Below are 23,284 nucleotides of genomic sequence, written 5' to 3'. Positions count from 1 at the left end.
ATTGATTCAGAAAGAATGTAAAATATAAGTCAGTTGGTTGTAGATTTAAAGAAGAAACATTTAATCACTTTTGGATTGATTTTGCTTGGTGTAATTTTTTATATCAAACATTACAATATACTTGCCAACTCTGAAGTTGAAATTTACTTAAAAATACATAAGAACGAGAAAGAGATTTCATTTGATAAAACTGATATTATTCTTTCTAGAATTGAAAAACCATGGTATTACATGTGGATGACAATGCAAATGGCTGAAGTGAGACCTAATGAAGAAGGAATAGTTTCATTTAGATTAAGAAAATCTAAAAGTTATGAGGTAGAGGTTTTAATTAACAATAAAGAAATTTCATGTGGTGGAATTTTTTTTGATGCAGATACTTTAAAACAAGGACAAACAGTATTTGTTCCGGTAGAATGCAAAGAAAAATACTATATTAACAAGGGTAATTGGAATAATTTAGAAAGTTTTTCAAAAAATGACTCAGAATATGAGAAACCTCAAACATCCTCAACAAGTTCATACTGACAGCAAGTATTTATTTGTAATTTTATTGATATTTCTAATGAGCTGCAATTCCGAAAAACAATTAGATATACAAGGACATAGAGGTTGTAGAGGTCTATACCCTGAAAATTCTTTACCTGCATTTAATAAAGCGATTGAACTTGGTGTTACGACTTTAGAGTTAGATATAGCCATTACAAAAGATAAGGAAGTTATAGTGTCTCATGAGCCTTTTATGAGTAGAACTATTTGTTTTAATCCTGAAGGCGGAAAGATTCCTGAGGAGATGGATATGAAACATAATCTTTATGAAATGACACACAGTGAGATTAAGCAATTTGATTGTGGTACAAAGCTTCATCCGAAATATCCAGACCAAAAGAAACTAAAAACCTACAAACCACTTTTGTCTGAAGTTTTTAAACTTGCAAAGACTAAAAATCCTGATGTTAAATTTAATATTGAAATTAAATCTAAGCCAGAATATTATGGTATTTATACACCACAGCCAGATAAATATGTAAAAATAGTCTTAGATGAAATTGAAGAAAGTGGACTTTTCTCTAATGTAAATTTGCAGTCATTTGATTTGGTGATTTTAGAAGAAATAAAGAAACAATCTCCAAATATGCCAGTTGCACTTTTGATAGATGAAGATGAAACTATAGCAACAAAGCTTAAAAAACTATGTTACAAACCAGAAATAATCAGTCCATATTTTAGATTGTTAACTTCAGAAATTATTAATGAGTATCATGCTCAAAATTATCTAATCATTCCTTGGACAGTTAATGAAGAACAAGACTTATTTAAAATGTTAAGATGGAATGTAGATGGCATTATTACAGATTATCCAGACAGGCTTTTAGAGATTCGTTCTAACGAACGTTATTAACAACTTATCAACAAAAAATAGTAATTCCTCTAATTTCTGTGTAGTTGGTGGATATTTTATCCCTTCATTCAATTATCCGTTTATGTTTGCGATGGATTAATTAATTAAATACTGTTGAGCTAAACAAACCAAGTTTAACGTAAAGCTTTGCTGTAGTGAAAAATTTAATCCGAATCCTCCTCATTGTTGTCCTCGTTTTTTTATTGAGTTTTACGCTAAAGGCTCAAGAACAATACGCTAAATTAGAACCAAACAGAAATATCCAAGCAAAAGGTTTAATTCATAAGTTGAATGAAACTAAGGATACTTTAATCTTGCAAAGTGATAAAAAGATCAATTATCTCTATTCTATTAATAAAGACTACGGAAGAGATTTTGATGTCTATGTAGATACTACATTTTATAAATTTCCATTAAACAAATTGCCAAAAGGGAAACATGTGTTGGTGGCTGTACAGTCGCCAAAACGAATTGTTTTTGTTGTGCGAATCTTAAAAGAAATCCCTAAAGAAGATCCGTTAGAATTACCCTCTGAGGCAATAGTCGCTACCGAATCTAAAAAAGTCGTGGTAACTAAAAATAATTAATCATAGATTAAATATTTAGCTCTAATTGCTTTAAAAGCTTCTAAATCATCTTTCCAAGTCGCCCTAATAGCTTCTTCGCTCATTCCAGATTCTATTTGTTCTTGTAGTTTTTCCGTGCCAGCATGTTTCGTAAAGTTAGCAGTATTAAACACTTTACTTTTGTCTGTAGCATTAGTGTAAGCATCAATAACATACTTTAATGTAAAATGTCTTTCAGCTTTAATCTCTGATAAATCTTCACCATAACACAGTACATCTTTGTGTTTAGGATATTTTGAGCCAAAGTTAGGTTGTGGAGTATATGTAAAGGTATAATGTGATGCGTCTAAGAAAGGAGCACCATAACGCTGAAACTGAAACTCAGTGCCACGACCAGCATTGATGTTCGTGCCTTCAAACAATCCTAAGCTAGGATATAAAGTTATCGATTGGTCATTAGGTAAATTTGGAGAAGGTCTTATTGGTAAACTATAGGTGTTTTCATGGTTATAGTATTCCATCTCAACAACAGTAATATCGCATTTAGCATTGTCTTTTAACCAACCTTCGCCATTAATCATTTCAGCATATTCGCCAATCGTCATGCCGTGCACCAAAGGAATGGTATGCATGCCCAAAAAGCTACTGTTCTCTTTTTCTAATGTAGGGCCATCAATATAATTACCATTAGGATTAGGACGATCTAATATCAGAAGTTTTACATTATTTTCAGCACAAGCTTCCATTACATAATGTAAGGTAGAGATGTACGTATAAAAACGCACACCAACATCTTGAATATCAAAAATCATAATATCTAAATCTTCAAGTTGCTCGGCTGTTGGTTTTTTGTGTTTCCCATGAAGTGAAAAAATAGGTAACTGTGTTTTTACGTCTATACCATCTTTTACGTTTTCACCAGCATCAGCAGTACCTCTAAAACCATGTTCTGGTGAAAATACTTTTTTAATGTTGATGTTTAATGCTAATAGAGAATCTACCAAATGAGTATAATCTATTATCTCTTGTCTCTCATCCCTTGTCTCTCTAAAAATAACACTTGTCTGATTAGCAACAACACCAACACGTTTCCCTTTTAATAAAGGTAAGTAAACTTCAGTTCGGTTGGCGCCAACTACAATACTTTTGTCATTCTGAACTTGTTTCAGGATCTCATTGGTTTGTTCATTTTTTAAAGTTTCATTACTACCTTTTCCTGCACAAGAAATCACTACCAAGACAAATAATAAAACTGTATTTTTGAAAACCTTAAAACGCATAAAACGAAGATTTGAATTTAGAGTTGTTTATAGCTAAACGCATTATTGGCAATAAAGCGTATAAAAGTAGTGTTTCGGCACCAATAATTAAAATTGGTATTGCTGCAATTGCTATCGGTATTATAGTAATGCTTATTGCCATAGCAACAGGTTTAGGGCTTCAACAAAAAATCAGAGATAAAGTTGTAGCATTTAACGGTCATATAGAAATTACTAATTACGATACAAATGCTTCGGACGAATCTCAGGTGCCTATTTTAAGAGATCAGGATTTTTATCCAAAATTTAATGCTGTAGAGGAGGTGTCGCATATACAAGGTGTTGCCACAAAATTTGCAGTAATTAGAACTGAAACCGATTTTGAAGGTGTCGTTATAAAAGGCGTAGGATCGGATTATAAATGGGATTACTTTAAAGAGTTTTTAGTAAATGGTCGATTACCAGATTTTTCAGGAAAACGGAATGAGGAAATATTAATATCAAGCTATTTAGCCAATCGATTAGGTTTTAAAGTCGGAGATAAATTTCAAACCTTGTTTGGTGAAAACCTTAATAAAATGCCTCGTATTATTAATTACGAAATAGTGGGTATTTATAATTCAGGCTTTCAAGAATTAGATGAAAAATTCTGCATTGCAGATTTGCGTCACATCCAACGTTTAAATAAATGGGAAGCCAATCAAATTGGGAGCTTTGAGGTTTTTATAGATGACTTTTCTGATATAGACAAAACATATGAAAAAGTTTTTAAAGAAATCCCGTCAATACTAAATGCAACACCAGTAAGCCAAAAATACTACACTGTTTTTGAGTGGATAAAAATCTTTGATTCTAATATTAACGTTATCATTGTTATCATGATTATTGTAGCAGGTATTAATATGATTACAACCTTACTTGTGTTAATATTAGAACGCACCAACATGATTGGAGTTCTTAAAGCATTAGGAAGCTCTAATTGGTCCGTAAGGAAAGTGTTTTTGTACAATGCATCTTATCTAATAGGATTAGGTTTGCTTTGGGGAAATTTAATAGGGATAGGACTGTTGTTAGCTCAAAAGTATTTTAAATTATTTCCGTTAAATCCAGATACATATTATGTTAGTGAAGCACCAGTTTATTTAAATTGGGACTATATTTTTATTTTGAATATAGGAACTTTTGTTGCGTGTCTGTTAATGCTTTTAATTCCATCAGTAATCATTTCTAGAATTTCGCCAGTTAAAGCCATTCGCTTTGATTAATAAACATAACCAACTTTTAACTTTCTACTTGTTACTTTATACTTAAATTTGCTGCGCAAATTGATTTTATGGAATACGCAGAAAATATATTAGAAACCATTGGTAATACACCTTTGGTGAAAATGAATAAGTTGGTAGAAGAACTACCATGTTTGGTTTTGGCTAAATACGAAACCTTTAATCCAGGAAACTCGGTTAAAGATCGTATGGCGTTAAAAATGATTGAAGATGCAGAAGCTGATGGACGTCTAAAACCTGGTGGAACAATCATTGAGGGAACCTCTGGAAATACAGGAATGGGCTTAGCACTTGCAGCAGCCATAAAAGGCTATAAGTGTATTTTTGTAATGGCAGATAAACAGTCTAAAGAAAAAGTAGATATTCTTAAAGCTGTTGGTGCTGAGGTTATTGTTTGTCCTACTGCTGTAGAGCCAGAAGATCCACGAAGTTACTATTCTGTTTCTAAAAGATTAGGCAAGGAAATACCAAATTCTTGGTATGTTAATCAATATGACAATCCAAGTAATGCAAAGGCGCATTACGAATCTACAGGACCTGAAATTTGGAAACAAACTGATGGCAAAATCACGCATTTTGTGGTTGGCGTTGGTACAGGAGGAACAATTTCTGGTGTAGGTAAATATCTAAAAGAAAAAAATCCTAATATTAAAGTTTGGGGAGTAGATACTTATGGTTCGGTATTTAAAAAATATCATGAAACAGGTGTTTTTGATGAAAATGAAATCTATCCATACGTAACAGAAGGTATAGGTGAAGATATATTGCCAGCCAATGTAGATTTTAGTATTATTGATGGTTTTACCAAAGTAACAGATAAAGATTCTTGTATCTACACGCAACGATTGGCAAAAGAAGAAGGCATGTTTTTAGGTAATTCTGCAGGTGCAGCTATAAAAGGTGTACTTCAATTAAAAGAGCATTTTAAACCTGAAGATGTTGTGGTGGTATTGTATCACGATCATGGTAGTCGTTATGTTGGTAAAATGTTTAATGACGATTGGATGCGTGAAAAAGGGTATATAGAATAAACAAATTCCGGTGTAGACAGGAATCTAAATTAATTCATATAAAATCCTGAGCTATACTCAGGATTTTTTTATTAACTTTATCAGTATAAATTGCTTTATATGAGATGTTTGCACTTGTTTTTTATGTTTCTATGTGTCTGTGCCAATGGATATTCTCAAAATAGCTCTATTCAAGTTGAGTTGGTAGATAATACTATTGGTGTTTCTGATGGTGGTTGTAATTCTTGTGGTGTAAGTGTGTCTAATGACGACGGTTTAAATCAAATATTTGCCAACTATAATCTTTTTGGATATGATTATATGGAACCAGATACTTATCTAGGCGAAAATGGTGCAGGCTATTTTTATAAGATTTATTGTTCAAGCAACGATGTTGAAAGCTTATTGACAGATTTAAGTGCTTATAATACCGTTATTAAATATGCTGCGGAAGAAACTGTAGGTGGAGTATCGGTTAATGTTCTTAATCTAAATTTGATCGATGCAAATACTGGAGTGCAAACTGGTACCACAACAGAAGGTTTAATTGTAACTAACGATGCTGGACTAAATCAAATTTTTATAGATTTTAATGTTAGAAAATACATAGAATATCCTGAACCTAATACTAATCAATATACTTTGGTTTGCGACTGTGATGCACAATTATTAAAAAATGAGTTAAATGATTACAGCTCTGTTATCAGCTTTGTCTCAGATGTTAATTATATGATGTTACTTTCTGTAAATGAAATTACCAAAACAAATATAAGTATTCACCCAAATCCATTTAAAGATAAAATTTCAGTTAAAATTAATAAACCAATAGAGTCTATTGAGATTTATGATATTTTAGGAAAGTCAATTTATAAATCTAGCTCTGTATCTGAGGTAGAAAATTATTCTTCAACATTAAAGTCCGGTGTGTATCTTTTAAAGATTACGACTAAAGATAGGAATACATTGACCAAAAAATTAATAAAGTCTTAAATTAAAATGTTTTTTCTATTTTCGGTAAATGCAAGAAGACTTTCTTCATTACATCTGGAAACACAAAGCTTTTTCTTCAACATCGCTTAAAACTGCGAGTGGTGAAACTATTGTTATCTTAAAATTAGGCGAACATAATCATAATTCAGGCCCAGATTTTTTTAATGCGCAATTAAATATAGATGATCAGTTATGGGCTGGTAATGTTGAAATTCATATTAAATCGTCGGATTGGTATGTGCATGGTCATGAAAAGGACAAAGCTTACGACAATGTAATTTTACACGTCGTTTGGGAACACGATACTGAAGTGTTTAGAAGTGATAATTCTGTAATTCCTACCTTAGAGTTAAAGCATTACGTTAATGTTAATCTTTTAGCTAACTATAGAGCTTTAATACAATCGAAATCCTGGATTAATTGCGAAACACATTATCCTGATGTTGATGATTTTATTTTAAACAATTGGATAGAGCGATTATATATTGAGCGTTTAGAAAGAAAATCTAACGATATTTTAAAGTTACTGAAAGCGTCTAAAAACGATTGGGAAGCAGTTTTGTTCAAAATGCTTTTAAAAAACTTTGGACTCAAGGTAAATGGCGAAGCATTTTTTAGTCTTGCAAACTCTGTTGACTATGCTGTAGTCAGAAAACTTCAGAATAATATACTAGATTTAGAAGCTTTACTTTTTGGTCAAGCAAGTTTGTTAGAGGATGATATTCAAAAGTTATATTTTTTAGATTTAAAAGAGCGTTATAAGTTTTTGGTTCAAAAATTTCAATTAAGTAATCAAGGAGTTTTGCCTTTGCAATTCTTCAGATTGCGACCGCCAAATTTTCCAACCATTCGTTTGTCACAATTCGCAAATCTTTACACGACGGAGCAACAACTGTTCTCCAAGGTATTAGATCTAAAAACTAAAGATGAATTTTATGAGCTGTTCAGCAAAGGTGTTAGTAGTTTTTGGATGACACATTACACATTTAGTAAGCAGTCAAAGAGTTTTAAAAAAGTAATAACAAAAGCTTTTATAGATTTACTACTAATCAATACCGTAATTCCTTTAAAGTTCAGCTATGCTAAATACCTTGGAAATAATATAAACGAAGAGATATTTGATTTACTAAGTGAACTTAAGCAAGAAAACAATAGTATAGTAAATAAATATATGGAGCTTAAACCCATAAAAAAGAATGCATTAAGTTCTCAAGGATTACTTCAATTAAAACAGTACTATTGTGACAACAATAAATGTTTACAGTGTGCAGTTGGAAATAGCTTAATCATCAAAAAATAAGTAAATTGCACCTATGAATATCTTCTATACTTTACTACACTATTTCCAAAAACGAGGCTACTATGTTTGTCAGCGTATTGCAGACCGTTTGGGTATAAGAGCAAAGATTGTAAGAACTTCATTTATGTATCTCACTTTTGTAACTGTAGGTTTTGGATTTGCCTTATATTTATTTTTAGCCTTTTGGATGCGAATAAAAGATATAATTTATACTAAGCGTACATCTGTTTTCGATTTGTAATATATGAATAACCCCTTAATACGACTTTTCAGATCCAAAATATATACGGCAATAGTAATGCTAGTGATACTTATATGTGTTGGTATCATTGGATACAGAACAATTTCGGGTTTAAGCTGGATAAATGCAGTCTACATGACTGTAATAACAATTACAACAGTTGGTTTTGGAGAAGTACAACCTTTGGGTGTTCCTGCAAAAATCTTTACGATATTTCTTATACTGGCAAGTGTGGTAATAGTTGGTTATGCCATTTCTATAATTACAGAATATATTTTGAGTAAAAATAATTTTGAAGATATAAAACAGCGTAAAATGCAAAAGGAGATTGAAACCATGTCTAACCACATTATCATTTGTGGTTTTGGGAGAAACGGAAAACAAGCGTCAAAGAAACTGCAAGATTATGGTAAACCCTTTGTTATTATCGAGCGTGATAAAGACATTATTGAGCGTTTACAAGAAGAAGGTTTACCTTATGTGTTTGGTGACGCTAATGAAGATGAAACTTTGGTTCAGGCAGGTATAGAGCGTGCAAGTACATTAATAACTGCACTACCAAGTGATGCAGATAACTTGTTTGTTGTGCTTTCTGCAAGACAGATAAAAAAGGAGCTCTGTATTATAAGTAGAGCTTCACAAGAAACGTCTTACAATAAATTGAAATTAGCAGGTGCTAATAATGTTATTTTACCAGACAAAATAGGAGGAGATCATATGGCATCTTTGGTTGTGATACCAGATTTAGTAGAATTTATAGATAATCTTGGTATTGTTGGTGAACGCAATATTAATATTGAAGAAATAAAGGCCGAGCAACTATATGACATAGCAAATATTAAAACCATTAGAGAACTAGATTTAAGAAAAAAAACAGGATGTACTGTAATTGGTTTTAAAGATGAAAAAGGCGAATATATAGTTAATCCTGAGGCAGATACTAGGCTCGTTCCTGGGTCAAAAATCATTGTTTTGGGTCGTCCGGAACAGATAGAAAGGCTCAATTCTAAATATAACATAGAACAAGAAGCTTAGGCTTTTTAACGTCACTGGCTTTAAAAACTCATTTTTTTTTAGCATCTTGTCGGCAATAATCAATAAAACTAACTAATACTAAACTCATGAAGAAATATCTTCTGTCTATTTTTGTACTAATTTTACCTTTGTTGAACTTTGCTCAAGAAGCAGAAAAAGGAATTGATGAACGCGTCAATGATGCTTTTATGCCTTTTGCAGAATGGTGGGAAGGTCTAATTCTTACATCTGTACCAATTGCAGGCTTAGATGTGCCAATAGTAGTAATTCTGCTAGTTCTTGGTGCCACATTTTTTACAATTTATTTTAAGGTACCTAGTATTACACGTTTTCCAACTGCAATTAATACAGTAAGAGGAAAATATGTGGATATAGAAAAGCATGGAGTAGACAAACTATATGAGAATGATGAGCCTCTTGCAGAGGAGGATATTCAAGATACTATAAGAGATGAAAGTGCAGCAGGTGAGGTGTCTCACTTTCAAGCATTAGCAACGGCAGTTTCTGGTACTGTTGGCTTGGGTAATATTGCAGGTGTTGCGGTAGCAATAGCAATGGGAGGTCCAGGTGCAACATTTTGGATGATTGTTTGTGGTTTGTTAGGAATGGCTACAAAATTTGTTGAATGTACACTCGGTGTAAAATATAGAGATGTTGGAGAGGATGGTACCATTTATGGAGGACCGATGTATTATCTTTCAAAAGGACTTAAAGCAACAGGTAAAGCTGGATTAGGAAAAGTTCTTGCGGCATTATTTGCTATACTTTGTGTAGGTGCTTCTTTCGGTGGTGGTAATGCATTTCAATCTAACCAAGCTACTGTGCAGTTATCTTCTCTAATGGGATTAGAAGGCGGTAGTTCTGGATTTGTAATAGGTATAGTGTTAGCTATACTTGTAGGGATAGTAATTATTGGAGGTATTAAGAGGATTGCAAAAATTACTGAAAAGATTGTTCCATTTATGGCTGGGATTTATGTTCTGGCATCTTTAATAATAATTTTTGCTAACATCAGCTATATTGACGACGCATTTGGTTTAATTTTCAAAGGAGCGTTTACACCAATGGCTGGACTGGGTGGATTTGTAGGTGTTCTTATTGTTGGTTTTCAAAGAGCGGCTTTTTCAAATGAAGCAGGTGCTGGTTCAGCCGCAATTGCGCATTCTGCTGTAAAAACAAAATATCCGGCTTCAGAAGGTGTAGTGGCTCTGTTAGAGCCATTTATAGATACTGTAGTTATTTGTACTATGACCGCATTGGTTATCATCTTTTTTAATATAGATGGTGCTAATATGCAAAGCGTATTTCAATATGGAGCCGTAGAAGGAAGTAATGTTATGATTACTGCAACTGGTGAGCAAATAGGAGGTGTGGATCTTACATCAGAAGCTTTTGATTCGGTTATTCCAGGTTTCTCTTATGTCTTAACGATAGCTATCGTTTTATTCGCATTTTCAACTATGATATCTTGGTCCTATTACGGTTTGCAGTCTTGGAAGTATCTATTTGGTAGAGGTAAAGCAGCAGATTTAGTTTATAAAGTTTTATTCTTATTGTTTGTAATCATTGGTGCAGCTGCAACACTAGACGCAGTTATAAAATTCTCTGATGCCATGATTTTGGCCTTGGTGTTCCCTAACATGATTGGTTTACTATTGTTGTTTCCAAAAGTTAGACAAGAAATGGCGAGATACATGGGAGCGATTAATAAAAAAGCTGAAGCTTTGGAAGACGGACACGAAGATCTATCTAAGCATATGTAATTAAAGTTTAATATGAAGAAAATAAAATCCCATTTCCAGTTTTCTAACCAACAACGGAATGGGATTTTTTTATTGTTCATAATTATAATTGCAGTTCAATGTATCTATGCTTTTGTAGATTTTTCAAGTAATACGTCTCCAGTAGAAACTAATGAAATAGACTTGTTAAGGAAGGAGTTAGATTCACTTCGTTTAGTAGAGATAGAAAATAGCAAACCAAAGATTTACCCCTTCAATCCAAATTACATAACAGATTATAAAGGTTATACTTTAGGTATGACTATTGAGGAAATTGATAGGCTTCATCAATTTAGAGAAAGCAATCAATGGGTTAATTCTGCAAAACAGTTTCAAGAAGTTACAAAAGTATCAGATTCCTTATTTAATAAAATTTCACCTTACTTTAAGTTTCCAGATTGGGTTACTAATCCAAAAGCTAAGACAAATACTTTTAAGAATCCTTTTTCTAACAACGACAAACCAAAAACTTTTGACCAGAAAATAGATTTAAACAAAGCTACAGTCAGTCAGCTTCAGAAAGTTTATGGAGTTGGTGAAAAACTTTCTCAACGTATAGTAAAGTATAGGACTAAGTATGGTGGTTTTATTGCAGATGTTGAATTAATGGAGGTTTATGGTCTTATGCCAGAAGTAGTAGATAGAATTAAAAACGACTTTACAGTAAAGACTCCGAGAACAATTAAGACTTATAATCTCAATACAGCAACAAGAGATGAACTCGTGCTTATTAAATACATAGATTATGAAATTGCTAATAATATTATAGAAGAACGAACACTTCGAGAAGGATTTGAATCTTTTGAAGAATTAACAAAAATTGAAGATTTTCCTATTAAAAAATTAGAGATAATTAAATTATATTTGCGTTTATAAAGAAAAATATAATTTATGTCAAATATATACTTCACCGAAGAGCACAATTTATTCAGAGAGAGTTTAAGAGATTTTTTAGAAAAGGAAGTTGTGCCTCATATTGAAAAGTGGGAGGAAACAGGTACTATTGAACAATTCATTTGGAAAAAATTTGGTGATATGGGTTACTTTGGTTTAGCCTACCCAAAAAAATATGGTGGATTGGATTTAGACTTGTTCTACACTGTAATTCTATTAGAGGAGTTGCAACGAATCAATTCAGGTGGATTTGCTGCAGCAATTTGGGCTCATGCATACTTGGCAATGACGCACCTTAATAAAGAAGGTGATGATACTATAAAGTCTAAATATTTAGCAGGTAGTATTGCCGGAGATATGATAGGTTGTCTTTGTGTCACTGAGCCATTTGGAGGTAGTGATGTGGCAGGCATGAGAACTACTGCAATTAAGGAAGGTGATCATTACATTTTAAATGGATCTAAGACGTTTATTACCAACGGTGTTTATAGTGATTATATGGTGGTTGCAGCAAAGACTAATCCAGAACTTGGTAACAAGGGTATTAGTATGTTTGTTGTAGATAGTAGTGCAAAAGGTGTTTCGGCAACTAAATTAGATAAGTTAGGCTGGCGAGCATCTGATACAGGTGAAATTGCCTTTGATAATGTCAAGATTCCAGTCAATCAATTAATGGGTGAAGAAGGAAAAGGATTTGCTTATATAATGCAGCATTTTGCTTTAGAAAGACTCATTATGGGAATAAATGCTCATGCCAGAGCAGAGTATGCTTTAGAGTACACATTGCAATATATGTCTGAAAGGACAACTTTTGGAAAGTCCTTGGATAAATATCAGGCTTTACGTCATAGATATGTAGATATGCATGCAGATATGCAGTTATGTAAACACTACAATTACATGGTGGCAGATCGTTTAGATAAAGGTGAATATGTTGTAGAAGAAGCAACGATCTCTAAGTTAAAATCTACTAAAATGGCAGATGAGGTAGCTTATAACTGCCTTCAGTTCCTTGGAGGTTATGGTTATATGGAAGAGTATCCACTGGCAAGAATATTTAGAGACAGTCGTTTGGGACCTATTGGTGGAGGTACATCAGAAATTCTAAAAGAGATTCTTTCTAAAATTATTATAGACAAAAAATCATACAAGCCAGCTACTTAAAATTTAATATTATAATCATTCAAAATCCTGCTTTTAGCAGGATTTTTTTATTTGTAAATAATTTATACAAAGTAAAAAAGCTATATTTAAAATTCAAGAAGAAAGAAATGAGCTTAAAAGCATTTTCAGAATATTTAGCATTAGAGAAGAATTATTCTCAACATACCGTATTGGCATATATTAGAGATTTAGAAATGTTTCAAGAGTTTTTAAATGAAAACCATAACTCAGAAATAATTGAAAATGTTGATTATTCCGAAATCAGACAATGGATTGTTGAGTTGGTAAATGGTGGTTTGTCCAATAGAACTATTAACAGAAAAGTATCCTCACTTAATTCATACTATAAGTTTTTACAAAAATCTCAGCAGCTAGAAGCTAATCCATTAAGAAAGCATAAGGCTCTGAAAGTAGGTAAGAAGGTGCAATTGCCTTTTTCTAAAGAAGAGTTAAAACAAGTTTTAGAAGGCTCTATTGAAGTAGTAGATTTTGAAAGTGCAAGAAATAGGTTGATTATAGAGCTATTTTATGCTACAGGTATAAGAAGGATTGAGTTGGTGAACATAAAATTATCTGATTTAGATTTAAGTAAAAATCAAATAAAAGTACTAGGTAAAAGAAACAAGGAGCGTTATATGCCACTGCTTAGTTCTTTGGTAGAAACTTTAGACATCTATTTAAATTATAGAAATACTTTACCTAAAACTATAGATAAAGAGCATTTGTTTTTAACAAAAAAGGGTGTTAAGATTTACGAAATGCTTGTTTATAGAATAATAAATAAGTATTTTAGTGTAGCATCCTCAAAAGCTAAATGTAGTCCACATGTACTAAGGCACTCATTTGCAACACATTTATTAAATGAAGGAGCAGATTTAAATGCAGTAAAAGAACTTCTTGGGCATACCAGTTTGGCGGCGACACAGGTATATACTCACAATAGTATATCAGAATTAAAAAAAGTGTATGCTAAATCACACCCAAGAAATAAACGTTAAGAACTATACTTAACATTAAAATAGGTATTGAAACTGATATTTTTCGATACACATGTTTAACTTAAAAAGTAACGTATGAAAGTAAACACCCAATCCGTAAATTTCACAGCTGACAGAAAGTTGATTGATTTCATTCAGAAGAGAATGGATAAACTAGATTTATTTTACGACAAAATAATTCAGTCCGATGTTTATTTGAAAGTTGAAAATACTAGCGATAAAGAAAATAAAGTTTTTGAAGCAAAAGTAAGCGTTCCTGGTGATAGTTTTATTGTAAAAAAGCAATGCAAAACCTTCGAAGAAGGTGCAGATATCGCTATTGCATCATTAGAAAGGCAAATTAAAAAACGAAAGCAAAAATTAAGAGCTAGAATAAAAGCATAAAATTTTTTAGAAAATGTTTTGAATAAAAAAATAAAATACTACATTTGCAGTCCGTTAGAAATGGCGGGCTTTTTTATAGCAAGAAATTGTTGGTAAAAAGTATTCAAAAAGCCGATGTAGCTCAGCTGGCTAGAGCAGCTGATTTGTAATCAGCAGGTCGTGGGTTCGAGTCCCTCCATCGGCTCTAAAAACACTAAATTTAAAAGTGTTTTTAAATTGAAATTTTGAAATCAATTAGGGGAGATTCCAGAGCGGCCAAATGGGACGGACTGTAACTCCGTTGTCTTTCGACTTCGCAGGTTCGAATCCTGCTCTCCCCACTTATTTGAACCAATAAATTATTTGGTTCTTTTTGAAATATTGTAAAACATTAATTAAGGAAGCTTAATTATAAAAGCGGGAGTAGCTCAGTTGGTAGAGCGTCAGCCTTCCAAGCTGAATGTCGCCGGTTCGAACCCGGTCTCCCGCTCAAAAAAAAACCTGCGAAGGCAGGTGTCTCTTAGTTGAGATATTAAACACTTTACGCCGGTGTAGCTCAGGGGTAGAGCGTTTCCTTGGTAAGGAAGAGGTCACGAGTTCAAATCTCGTCATTGGCTCTTTTTTCTAAGAGAAACTTAGAATAGCAATTGAACACTAATATTAAATAAGATTAAATAAATTAAACATGGCAAAGGCAACTTTCGATCGTTCAAAACCACACTTAAATATAGGTACTATTGGACACGTAGATCACGGTAAAACAACTTTAACTGCTGCTATTACTAAAGTATTAGCTGATGCAGGTTTATCTGAAGCAAGAGCATTCGATCAAATCGATAATGCACCAGAAGAAAAAGAAAGAGGTATTACAATTAATACATCTCACGTAGAATATCAAACAGCTAATCGTCACTATGCTCACGTTGACTGTCCAGGTCACGCGGATTATGTAAAGAACATGGTAACTGGTGCTGCTCAAATGGATGGTGCTATTTTAGTTGTTGCTGCAACAGATGGTCCTATGCCACAAACTCGTGAGCATATCTTACTTGGTCGTCAGGTAGGTATTCCTCGTATCGTTGTATTCATGAATAAAGTGGATATGGTTGATGATGAAGAGTTATTAGAATTAGTAGAGATGGAAATCAGAGATTTATTATCTTTCTATGAGTACGATGGTGATAATGGTCCTGTAATCGCTGGTTCTGCATTAGGTGCATTAAACGGTGAACAAAAGTGGGTTGATACTGTAATGGAATTAATGGAAGCTTGTGATAACTGGATTGAAGAGCCAGTACGTGATATGGATAAGCCTTTCTTAATGCCAATCGAAGATGTATTCTCAATTACAGGTCGTGGTACTGTTGCAACTGGTCGTATAGAAACTGGTGTAGCTAACACAGGTGACCCTGTTGAAATCATCGGTATGGGTGCTGAGAAATTGACATCTACTATTACAGGTATCGAAATGTTCCGTCAAATCTTAGATAGAGGTGAAGCTGGTGATAACGCGGGTATCTTATTAAGAGGTATTGAGAAAACTCAAATCTCAAGAGGTATGGTAATTGTTAAGCCTGGTTCTGTAACTCCTCACCAAAAATTTAAAGCTGAGGTTTATATCCTTAAGAAAGAAGAAGGTGGACGTCACACTCCATTCCACAATAACTACCGTCCTCAGTTCTACGTACGTACAACTGACGTAACTGGAAACATTTCTCTTCCAGACGGAGTTGAGATGGTAATGCCTGGTGATAACTTAACTATTACTGTTGAGTTAATCCAACCAATTGCAATGAACGTAGGTTTACGTTTCGCTATCCGTGAAGGTGGTAGAACTGTTGGTGCTGGTCAGGTAACTGAAATTTTAGACTAAACAAAATAGTTAAAATAAATTAATTAAGGTGTCCTGATATTTCAGGATGCCTTGATTATTGTTTACGGGTTTAGCTCAGTTGGTAGAGCACTGGTCTCCAAAACCAGGTGTCGGGAGTTCGAGTCTCTCAACCCGTGCGAAATTAGATAACAGGTTAAAGTAACCTTTAAATAATAAACAAATGGCAGGATTAATAACATATATAAAAGAATCATTCGAAGAGTTAAAAAACAATGTGTCTTGGACACCTTGGCCAGAGGCTCAAAGATTGACTGTGATTGTAGCAGTATTTTCAATTATTTTTTCGTTAGCTATTTGGGGTGTGGATACTGTTTTTAGTAAAGCAGTAAAAGCTTATTTCGATTTATTAAACTAACAAAATACAACAAGGGAGATGTCAGATAAAAAGTGGTATGTTGTTAGAGCTGTAAGTGGTCAGGAAAACAAAATAAAGACCTACATAGAAAACGAAATTGCAAGATTAGGTTTAGAAGACTATGTAGACCAAGTTTTAGTTCCTACTGAAAAAGTAATTCAAATCCGTAACGGTAAGAAAATTAATAAGGAAAAAGTTTATTTTCCTGGATATATAATGATACAAGCTAACCTAAGTGGTGAGATTCCTCACATTATAAAATCAATTACTAATGTTATTGGTTTTTTAGGTGAAACAAAAGGAGGTGATCCTGTGCCATTAAGACAGTCTGAGGTAAACAGAATGTTAGGTAAAGTTGATGAATTGGCAATTGAGGCGGATGCTAATATTGCAATTCCATTTACAAAAGGTGAGACTGTAAAAGTTATAGATGGACCATTCAATGGTTTTGATGGTACTATCGAAAAAATATTTGAAGAAAAGCGTAAACTTGAAGTAATGGTAAAGATTTTCGGAAGAAAGACTCCATTAGAATTAAGTTACATGCAAGTTGAAAAGTTATAATAATTGTTACATTAAAGATAGCGTTAGTCTAAGCTTCCAACATAGATAAGCGCACTAAATTTTAAAAAATGGCAAAAGAACTAGACAAAGTAGTTAAGTTACAAGTTCGGGGAGGTGCTGCGAATCCATCGCCACCGGTTGGACCCGCTTTAGGTGCCGCTGGAGTTAACATCATGGAGTTCTGTAAGCAGTTTAATGCTAGAACTCAAGATAAACAAGGTAAGGTATTACCCGTAGTAATATCAGTTTACAAAGACAAATCTTTTGAGTTTGTAATCAAAACACCACCAGCTGCAGTACAATTATTAGAAGCGGCCAAAGTAAAGAAAGGATCTGGAGAACCTAACCGACGTAAAGTAGCAAAAGTAACTTGGGATCAAGTTAAAGCAATTGCAGAAGATAAAATGCAAGATTTAAATGCATTTGAAATCGGATCAGCTATGAAAATGGTAGCTGGTACTGCAAGATCGATGGGTATCACTGTTAAAGGAGGTGAAGCTCCAAACTAAATTTTTACAAATGGCAAGATTAACAAGAAAGCAAAAAGAAGCAAGAGCTAAAGTTGATAAAAATAAACTTTACTCTTTAGAAGAAGCTTCAGCTTTACTAAAAGAAATCACATACACTAAGTTTGATGCTTCAGTAGATTTAGCAGTAAGATTAGGTGTAGATCCACGTAAAGCCAATCAAATGGTTCGTGGTGTAGTTTCTTTACCACACGGTACAGGTAAAGATATGAAGGTTCTTGCATTAGTTACTCCAGATAAAGAAGCAGAAGCTAAAGAAGCTGGTGCTGATTATGTTGGATTAGATGAATACTTACAAAAAATTAAAGACGGTTGGACAGATGTTGACGTTATCGTTACTATGCCAAGCGTTATGGGTAAGTTAGGACCATTAGGTAGAGTATTAGGACCAAGAGGTCTTATGCCAAACCCTAAGACAGGAACAGTAACTATGGATATAGGAAAAGCAGTTAGCGAAGTAAAAGCTGGTAAAATTGACTTCAAAGTAGATAAAACAGGTATCGTACATGCTCCAATAGGAAAGGCGTCTTTTAGCGCTGACAAACTAGTTGGTAACGCAAACGAATTGTTAACTACTTTAATGAAATTAAAACCGACTGCAGCTAAAGGTACTTACATGAAGAGTATTTACATGTCTAGTACTATGAGTCCAAGTATCTCAATAGACACAAAAATAGGATAGTAGTTAAACTTAGAATATTATGACAAGAGAAGAAAAATCGGTAGTAATTGAAGAGTTGACTGCTCAATTAGCAGATAATACTAATATCTATTTAACAGATATCTCAGGATTAGATGCAGCAACAACTTCAAATTTAAGAAGAGCTTGTTTCAAATCTAACATTAAGTTAGCTGTTGTAAAGAATACGCTTTTAGAGAAAGCTATGGAAGCATCGGAAAAAGATTTCGGTGACCTACCAACAACTCTAAAAGGAAACACTTCTGTAATGTATTCTGAAACAGGAAATGCTCCTGCAAAGGTTATAAAGGAATTTCGTAAGAAGTCTGAAAAGCCTTTATTGAAAGGTGCTTTCATTGAAGAAGCAATTTACATTGGCGATGATTTATTAGACACATTAGTTGAAATTAAGTCTAGAGAAGAATTACTTGGTGAGATTGTTACATTGCTACAATCGCCTGCTAAGAATGTTATCTCAGCGCTTAAATCAAGTGGAGGTACAATCGCTGGTTTAGTTAAAACATTATCTGAAAGAGAAGGATAATTTATAACAAGTACACACTTAGAAATAAAAATAAAAACACACACATTAAAACAATAGAAAATGGCAGATTTAAAAGATTTCGCAGAACAATTAGTTAACTTAACAGTAAAAGAAGTTAACGAATTAGCAACAATATTAAAAGACGAGTACGGTATTGAGCCTGCTGCTGCAGCTGTAGCTGTTGCTGCTGGTGGAGCTGCTGCTGGTGGAGACGCTGCAGAAGAGCAAACTGAATTCGACGTTATTCTTAAGTCAGCAGGTGCTTCTAAATTAGCAGTTGTAAAGTTAGTTAAAGAATTAACTGGTTTAGGATTAAAAGATGCTAAAGGTTTAGTTGATGATGCACCAAGTACAATTAAAGAAGGTGTTTCTAAAGACGAAGCAGAAGGCTTAAAATCTTCTTTAGAAGAAGCTGGAGCTGAGGTTGAGCTTAAGTAAGCTCAGCTTAACCTACAACATATGGTTTAGGTCTGGAGAGTCCCTCCAAGACCTAAACCCTTTTGTGTATATAAACGTTATATACATTTTTTAGTTTTTATTTAATAAAATCTCGTTCATCAATGTTAGCAAAAAAGGCTGAAAGAATTAATTTCTCTTCTATTGTAAATAGAACAGATTACCCAGACTTTTTGGATATTCAAATTAAATCCTTCCAGGATTTTTTCCAATTAGAAACAAAGTCAGAAGCAAGAGAAAATGAAGGGTTATACAATACCTTCATGGAAAACTTCCCTATTACAGATACTCGTAATCAATTTGTATTAGAATTTTTAGATTACTTTATCGATCCTCCGCGCTACACCATAGAAGAGTGTATAGAAAGAGGATTAACATACAGTGTTCCTTTAAAAGCTAGATTAAAGCTATACTGTACAGATCCTGAACACGAAGATTTCGAAACAATCGTTCAAGATGTTTATTTAGGTACAATTCCTTACATGACGCCTAGTGGTACTTTTTGTATCAATGGAGCAGAGCGTGTAGTTGTATCTCAGTTGCACCGTTCACCAGGTGTATTCTTTAGCCAGTCATTCCATGCTAATGGTACTAAGTTATATTCTGCAAGAGTAATTCCTTTTAAAGGGTCTTGGATTGAATTTGCTACAGATATCAATAGTGTGATGTACGCTTACATTGATAGAAAGAAAAAATTACCAGTTACTACGCTTTTCCGTGCTATCGGTTTTGAGCGTGATAAGGATATTTTAGAAATCTTTGATCTTGCAGAAGAAGTAAAAGTTTCTAAATCTGGATTAAAGAAAGTAATCGGTCGTAAACTAGCAGCACGTGTACTTAATACATGGCACGAAGATTTCGTAGATGAGGATACTGGTGAAGTAGTATCTATCGAACGTAACGAAATTGTATTGGACCGTGATACAATCATTGATAAAGATAATATCGAAGAAATCCTTGAAGCTGGTGTAAAAACAATTCTTTTACACAAAGAAAGTGCTCAACAAGGAGATTACGCAATTATTCACAATACATTACAAAAAGATCCAACAAACTCTGAAAAAGAAGCTGTTGAACATATCTACCGTCAATTACGTAATGCAGAGCCGCCAGATGAGGAAACTGCACGTGGTATCATTGACAAATTATTCTTCTCAGACCAACGTTACTCTTTAGGTGAAGTAGGTCGTTACAGAATGAACAAGAAATTAGGTTTAGATATCGGAATGGATAAGCAAGTTCTTACCAAAGAAGATATCATAACTATCATAAAATATTTAATTGAGCTTATTAACTCTAAAGCAGAGATTGATGATATCGATCACTTATCTAACCGTCGTGTACGTACAGTAGGTGAGCAGTTATCTTCTCAGTTTGGTGTTGGTTTAGCTCGTATGGCACGAACTATTCGTGAGCGTATGAACGTTCGTGATAACGAGGTATTTACTCCAATAGACTTAATTAACGCTAAGACATTATCGTCTGTAATTAATTCTTTCTTTGGTACAAACCAGTTATCTCAGTTTATGGATCAAACCAATCCGTTAGCAGAGATTACCCACAAACGTCGTTTATCTGCATTAGGACCAGGTGGTCTTTCAAGAGAAAGAGCTGGTTTTGAGGTGCGTGACGTTCACTATACGCATTACGGACGTTTATGTCCTATTGAAACACCTGAAGGTCCAAATATTGGTTTGATTTCTTCTTTAGGTGTATATGCTAAGGTAAATTCAATGGGATTCATTGAAACACCTTACAGAAAAGTAGAAAATGGTGTTGTTGATATTAAGAATGCTCCGACATATTTAAGTGCTGAGGAAGAGGAAGAAATGATGATTGCTCAGGCAACTGTTGATGTTGATGAGAGTGGTAAAATTCAACACGATAAAGTAATTGCACGTCAAGAAGGTGATTTCCCTGTTATTGAGCCAACAAGTGTTAACTATACTGACGTTGCACCAAACCAAATTGCATCTATTTCGGCATCATTAATTCCATTCTTAGAGCATGATGATGCAAACCGTGCCTTAATGGGATCTAACATGATGCGTCAGGCAGTACCATTATTACGTCCTGAAGCACCAATTGTTGGTACAGGATTAGAGCGTCAAGTAGCATCAGATTCTAGAGTATTAATAAATGCTGAAGGGGAAGGTGTTGTTGAGTATGTAGATGCTCAAAAAATAGTAATTAAGTACGAGCGTACAGAAGAAGAAGCAATGGTAAGCTTTGATAGCGATATTAAAGAATATCCATTAGTAAAATTCAGAAAAACAAACCAAGGTACATCTATTAACTTAAAACCAATAGTTAGAAAAGGAGATAAAGTTTCTAAAGGTCAGGTTTTATGTGAAGGTTATGCAACTCAAAATGGTGAATTAGCACTTGGTAGAAATATGAAAGTAGCCTTTATGCCTTGGAAAGGGTATAACTTTGAGGATGCGATTGTAATTTCAGAAAAGGTTGTTCGTGATGACATCTTTACATCTATTCATATCGATGAGTACTCTCTAGAAGTGAGAGATACAAAATTAGGTAACGAAGAATTAACTAATGATATACCAAACGTTTCTGAAGAGGCTACTAAAGACTTAGATGAAAACGGTATGATTCGTGTAGGTGCTGAGATTAAGCCTGGTGACATCTTAATTGGTAAGATTACACCAAAAGGAGAATCTGATCCAACGCCAGAAGAAAAATTACTTCGTGCGATTTTCGGTGATAAAGCAGGTGATGTAAAAGATGCCTCTTTAAAAGCATCTCCATCATTAAATGGTGTTGTAATCGACAAGAAATTATTTGCTAGAGCCGTAAAAGATAAGCGTAAGAGAGCTCAAGATAAAGAAGATATCGAGAAGTTAGAAGATGCTTATGATAACCGTTTTGATGACTTAAAAGCAATTTTAGTTGAAAAACTATTTAATATCGTTAACGGTAAAACTGCACAAGGAATCTATAATGATTTAGGTGAAGAAATTATACCAAAAGGTAAAAAGTACACCTTAAAAATGTTAAATGCAGTTGATGATTACACGCATTTAACATCTGGTAAATGGACAACAGATGATCATACAAACGAGCTTGTTGCAGATTTAATCCACAACTATAAGATTAAAGAAAATGATCTTCAAGGATCATTAAGACGTGAGAAGTTTACAATCTCTGTTGGTGATGAGTTACCAGCAGGTATCATTAAGCTTGCTAAAGTTTACATCGCTAAGAAACGTAAACTAAAAGTAGGTGATAAGATGGCAGGTCGTCACGGTAACAAAGGTATTGTTGCTCGTATTGTTCGTCAAGAAGATATGCCATTCTTAGAAGACGGAACACCTGTAGATATCGTACTAAATCCACTTGGTGTACCTTCTCGTATGAATATTGGTCAGATTTATGAAACCGTATTAGGTTGGGCAGGTCAGAAGTTAAACAGAACTTATGCAACTCCAATTTTTGATGGTGCAACATTAGATCAGATTAATGGCTTTACAGATGAAGCTGGTGTGCCAAGATTTGGTCATACTTATTTATATGATGGTGGTACAGGAGATCGTTTTGACCAACCTGCAACAGTAGGTGTAATCTATATGATTAAGCTTGGTCACATGATTGACGACAAGATGCACGCACGTTCTATAGGTCCTTACTCATTAATTACGCAACAGCCATTAGGAGGTAAAGCACAGTTTGGTGGTCAGCGTTTTGGTGAGATGGAGGTATGGGCACTTGAAGCTTATGGTGCATCAAGTACTTTACGTGAGATCTTAACTGTAAAATCAGATGACGTAATTGGTAGAGCAAAAACTTACGAAGCTATTGTTAAGGGTGAGCCAATGCCAGAACCAGGACTACCTGAATCATTCAATGTATTAATGCATGAATTGAAAGGTTTAGGATTAGATATTAGATTAGAAGAATAAATTTATAGTATGCAGTCGCAGTGTTCAGTTAGCAGTAACTGAATACTGAGGCTGAGACTGAA

At 33.8% G+C, this 23,284-nt stretch carries 23 protein-coding genes and 5 tRNA genes; 27 read left to right on the top strand and 1 reads right to left on the bottom strand.

The window, feature by feature from the left end; genetic code table 11:
• The first annotated feature begins 33 nt into the window (after window positions 1-33).
• The 3 genes from V1468_RS13240 to V1468_RS13230 all read left to right on the top strand — a co-directional run bounded on the left by V1468_RS13240 (window position 34) and on the right by V1468_RS13230 (window position 1,989).
• Entirely contained in the window at window positions 34-528 is a 495-nt protein-coding gene (locus V1468_RS13240) for a hypothetical protein (RefSeq protein ID WP_331810700.1), read from the top strand.
• Window positions 491-1,402 (top strand): glycerophosphodiester phosphodiesterase family protein, encoded by a 912-nt coding sequence (locus V1468_RS13235; RefSeq protein ID WP_331810699.1) that lies wholly within the window; start codon window positions 491-493, stop codon window positions 1,400-1,402. The genes V1468_RS13240 and V1468_RS13235 overlap by 38 nt, the downstream gene beginning before the upstream one ends.
• A gap of 155 nt (window positions 1,403-1,557) precedes the next feature.
• A complete protein-coding gene (locus V1468_RS13230; protein WP_331810698.1) occupies window positions 1,558-1,989 on the top strand; it encodes a hypothetical protein in 432 nt (143 codons plus the stop codon).
• Here V1468_RS13230 and V1468_RS13225 read toward each other — a convergent pair.
• Window positions 1,986-3,248: an exo-beta-N-acetylmuramidase NamZ family protein gene (locus V1468_RS13225; RefSeq protein ID WP_331810697.1), complete on the bottom strand. Its 1,263-nt coding sequence runs from the start codon at window positions 3,246-3,248 to the stop codon at window positions 1,986-1,988. The two genes, V1468_RS13230 and V1468_RS13225, sit on opposite strands and share 4 nt — an antisense overlap.
• Before the next feature lie 11 nt (window positions 3,249-3,259).
• On the opposite strand from V1468_RS13225, the gene V1468_RS13220 reads away from it, so the two are divergent.
• The 24 genes from V1468_RS13220 (at window position 3,260) to rpoB (ending at window position 23,222) form a co-directional block, all read left to right on the top strand.
• The gene (locus V1468_RS13220) at window positions 3,260-4,492 is read left to right on the top strand and encodes an ABC transporter permease (RefSeq protein ID WP_331810696.1); all 1,233 of its coding nucleotides are present in this window, start codon (window positions 3,260-3,262) and stop codon (window positions 4,490-4,492) included.
• A gap of 68 nt (window positions 4,493-4,560) precedes the next feature.
• On the top strand, window positions 4,561-5,541 hold the full coding sequence (locus tag V1468_RS13215) for a PLP-dependent cysteine synthase family protein (protein WP_331810695.1): 981 nt from the start codon (window positions 4,561-4,563) through the stop codon (window positions 5,539-5,541).
• A 123-nt stretch (window positions 5,542-5,664) separates the two neighbouring features.
• Window positions 5,665-6,510, top strand: coding sequence for a T9SS type A sorting domain-containing protein (locus V1468_RS13210; protein WP_331810694.1), 846 nt, complete (start codon window positions 5,665-5,667; stop codon window positions 6,508-6,510).
• Between the two features lie 28 nt (window positions 6,511-6,538).
• Window positions 6,539-7,810, top strand: a complete 1,272-nt coding sequence (locus tag V1468_RS13205) for a DUF2851 family protein (RefSeq protein ID WP_331810693.1) — start codon at window positions 6,539-6,541, stop codon at window positions 7,808-7,810.
• A gap of 13 nt (window positions 7,811-7,823) precedes the next feature.
• Window positions 7,824-8,051, top strand: coding sequence for a PspC domain-containing protein (locus V1468_RS13200; protein ID WP_331810692.1), 228 nt, complete (start codon window positions 7,824-7,826; stop codon window positions 8,049-8,051).
• Window positions 8,052-8,054: 3 nt separating this feature from the next.
• Window positions 8,055-9,086 carry a potassium channel family protein gene (locus V1468_RS13195; RefSeq protein ID WP_331810691.1) on the top strand — a complete coding sequence of 344 codons (1,032 nt, stop codon included), beginning with the start codon at window positions 8,055-8,057 and terminating at the stop codon, window positions 9,084-9,086.
• Window positions 9,087-9,172: 86 nt separating this feature from the next.
• The gene (locus tag V1468_RS13190; protein WP_331810690.1) at window positions 9,173-10,849 is read left to right on the top strand and encodes an alanine/glycine:cation symporter family protein; all 1,677 of its coding nucleotides are present in this window, start codon (window positions 9,173-9,175) and stop codon (window positions 10,847-10,849) included.
• Between the two features lie 12 nt (window positions 10,850-10,861).
• Window positions 10,862-11,743: a ComEA family DNA-binding protein gene (locus V1468_RS13185; RefSeq protein WP_331810689.1), complete on the top strand. Its 882-nt coding sequence runs from the start codon at window positions 10,862-10,864 to the stop codon at window positions 11,741-11,743.
• A gap of 15 nt (window positions 11,744-11,758) precedes the next feature.
• Complete coding sequence (locus V1468_RS13180; protein ID WP_331810688.1) at window positions 11,759-12,925, top strand: acyl-CoA dehydrogenase family protein; 1,167 nt, start codon at window positions 11,759-11,761, stop codon at window positions 12,923-12,925.
• Window positions 12,926-13,032: 107 nt separating this feature from the next.
• Complete coding sequence (locus V1468_RS13175; protein WP_331810687.1) at window positions 13,033-13,923, top strand: tyrosine-type recombinase/integrase; 891 nt, start codon at window positions 13,033-13,035, stop codon at window positions 13,921-13,923.
• A gap of 75 nt (window positions 13,924-13,998) precedes the next feature.
• A complete protein-coding gene (locus V1468_RS13170; protein WP_331810686.1) occupies window positions 13,999-14,307 on the top strand; it encodes an HPF/RaiA family ribosome-associated protein in 309 nt (102 codons plus the stop codon).
• Window positions 14,308-14,417: 110 nt separating this feature from the next.
• Window positions 14,418-14,491, top strand: a tRNA-Thr gene (locus V1468_RS13165).
• Between the two features lie 53 nt (window positions 14,492-14,544).
• Window positions 14,545-14,627 (top strand) — tRNA-Tyr (locus tag V1468_RS13160).
• 76 nt (window positions 14,628-14,703) lie between these two features.
• Window positions 14,704-14,776: transfer RNA gene (locus tag V1468_RS13155), tRNA-Gly, on the top strand.
• 55 nt (window positions 14,777-14,831) lie between these two features.
• A tRNA-Thr gene (locus tag V1468_RS13150) sits at window positions 14,832-14,903 on the top strand.
• 68 nt (window positions 14,904-14,971) lie between these two features.
• Window positions 14,972-16,159, top strand: coding sequence for an elongation factor Tu (tuf, locus tag V1468_RS13145; RefSeq protein ID WP_243472584.1), 1,188 nt, complete (start codon window positions 14,972-14,974; stop codon window positions 16,157-16,159).
• A gap of 64 nt (window positions 16,160-16,223) precedes the next feature.
• A tRNA-Trp gene (locus tag V1468_RS13140) sits at window positions 16,224-16,296 on the top strand.
• Window positions 16,297-16,340: 44 nt separating this feature from the next.
• A complete protein-coding gene (gene secE / locus V1468_RS13135) occupies window positions 16,341-16,535 on the top strand; it encodes a preprotein translocase subunit SecE (RefSeq protein WP_331810685.1) in 195 nt (64 codons plus the stop codon).
• A gap of 18 nt (window positions 16,536-16,553) precedes the next feature.
• On the top strand, window positions 16,554-17,099 hold the full coding sequence (nusG, locus tag V1468_RS13130; protein WP_076617136.1) for a transcription termination/antitermination protein NusG: 546 nt from the start codon (window positions 16,554-16,556) through the stop codon (window positions 17,097-17,099).
• A 68-nt stretch (window positions 17,100-17,167) separates the two neighbouring features.
• Window positions 17,168-17,608, top strand: coding sequence for a 50S ribosomal protein L11 (gene rplK / locus V1468_RS13125; protein ID WP_243472581.1), 441 nt, complete (start codon window positions 17,168-17,170; stop codon window positions 17,606-17,608).
• A 10-nt stretch (window positions 17,609-17,618) separates the two neighbouring features.
• Complete coding sequence (gene rplA / locus V1468_RS13120) at window positions 17,619-18,308, top strand: 50S ribosomal protein L1 (protein WP_243472580.1); 690 nt, start codon at window positions 17,619-17,621, stop codon at window positions 18,306-18,308.
• A 19-nt stretch (window positions 18,309-18,327) separates the two neighbouring features.
• Window positions 18,328-18,849: a 50S ribosomal protein L10 gene (rplJ, locus tag V1468_RS13115; RefSeq protein ID WP_243472579.1), complete on the top strand. Its 522-nt coding sequence runs from the start codon at window positions 18,328-18,330 to the stop codon at window positions 18,847-18,849.
• Between the two features lie 60 nt (window positions 18,850-18,909).
• Complete coding sequence (gene rplL, locus V1468_RS13110) at window positions 18,910-19,287, top strand: 50S ribosomal protein L7/L12 (protein ID WP_278003926.1); 378 nt, start codon at window positions 18,910-18,912, stop codon at window positions 19,285-19,287.
• Window positions 19,288-19,409: 122 nt separating this feature from the next.
• The gene (gene rpoB / locus V1468_RS13105) at window positions 19,410-23,222 is read left to right on the top strand and encodes a DNA-directed RNA polymerase subunit beta (protein WP_331810684.1); all 3,813 of its coding nucleotides are present in this window, start codon (window positions 19,410-19,412) and stop codon (window positions 23,220-23,222) included.
• The last annotated feature ends 62 nt before the right edge of the window (window positions 23,223-23,284 follow it).

Source organism: Winogradskyella poriferorum, assembly GCF_036553625.1.
GTDB lineage: Bacteria > Bacteroidota > Bacteroidia > Flavobacteriales > Flavobacteriaceae > Winogradskyella > Winogradskyella poriferorum.
This window is presented reverse-complemented; position numbering and strand designations above follow the sequence as displayed.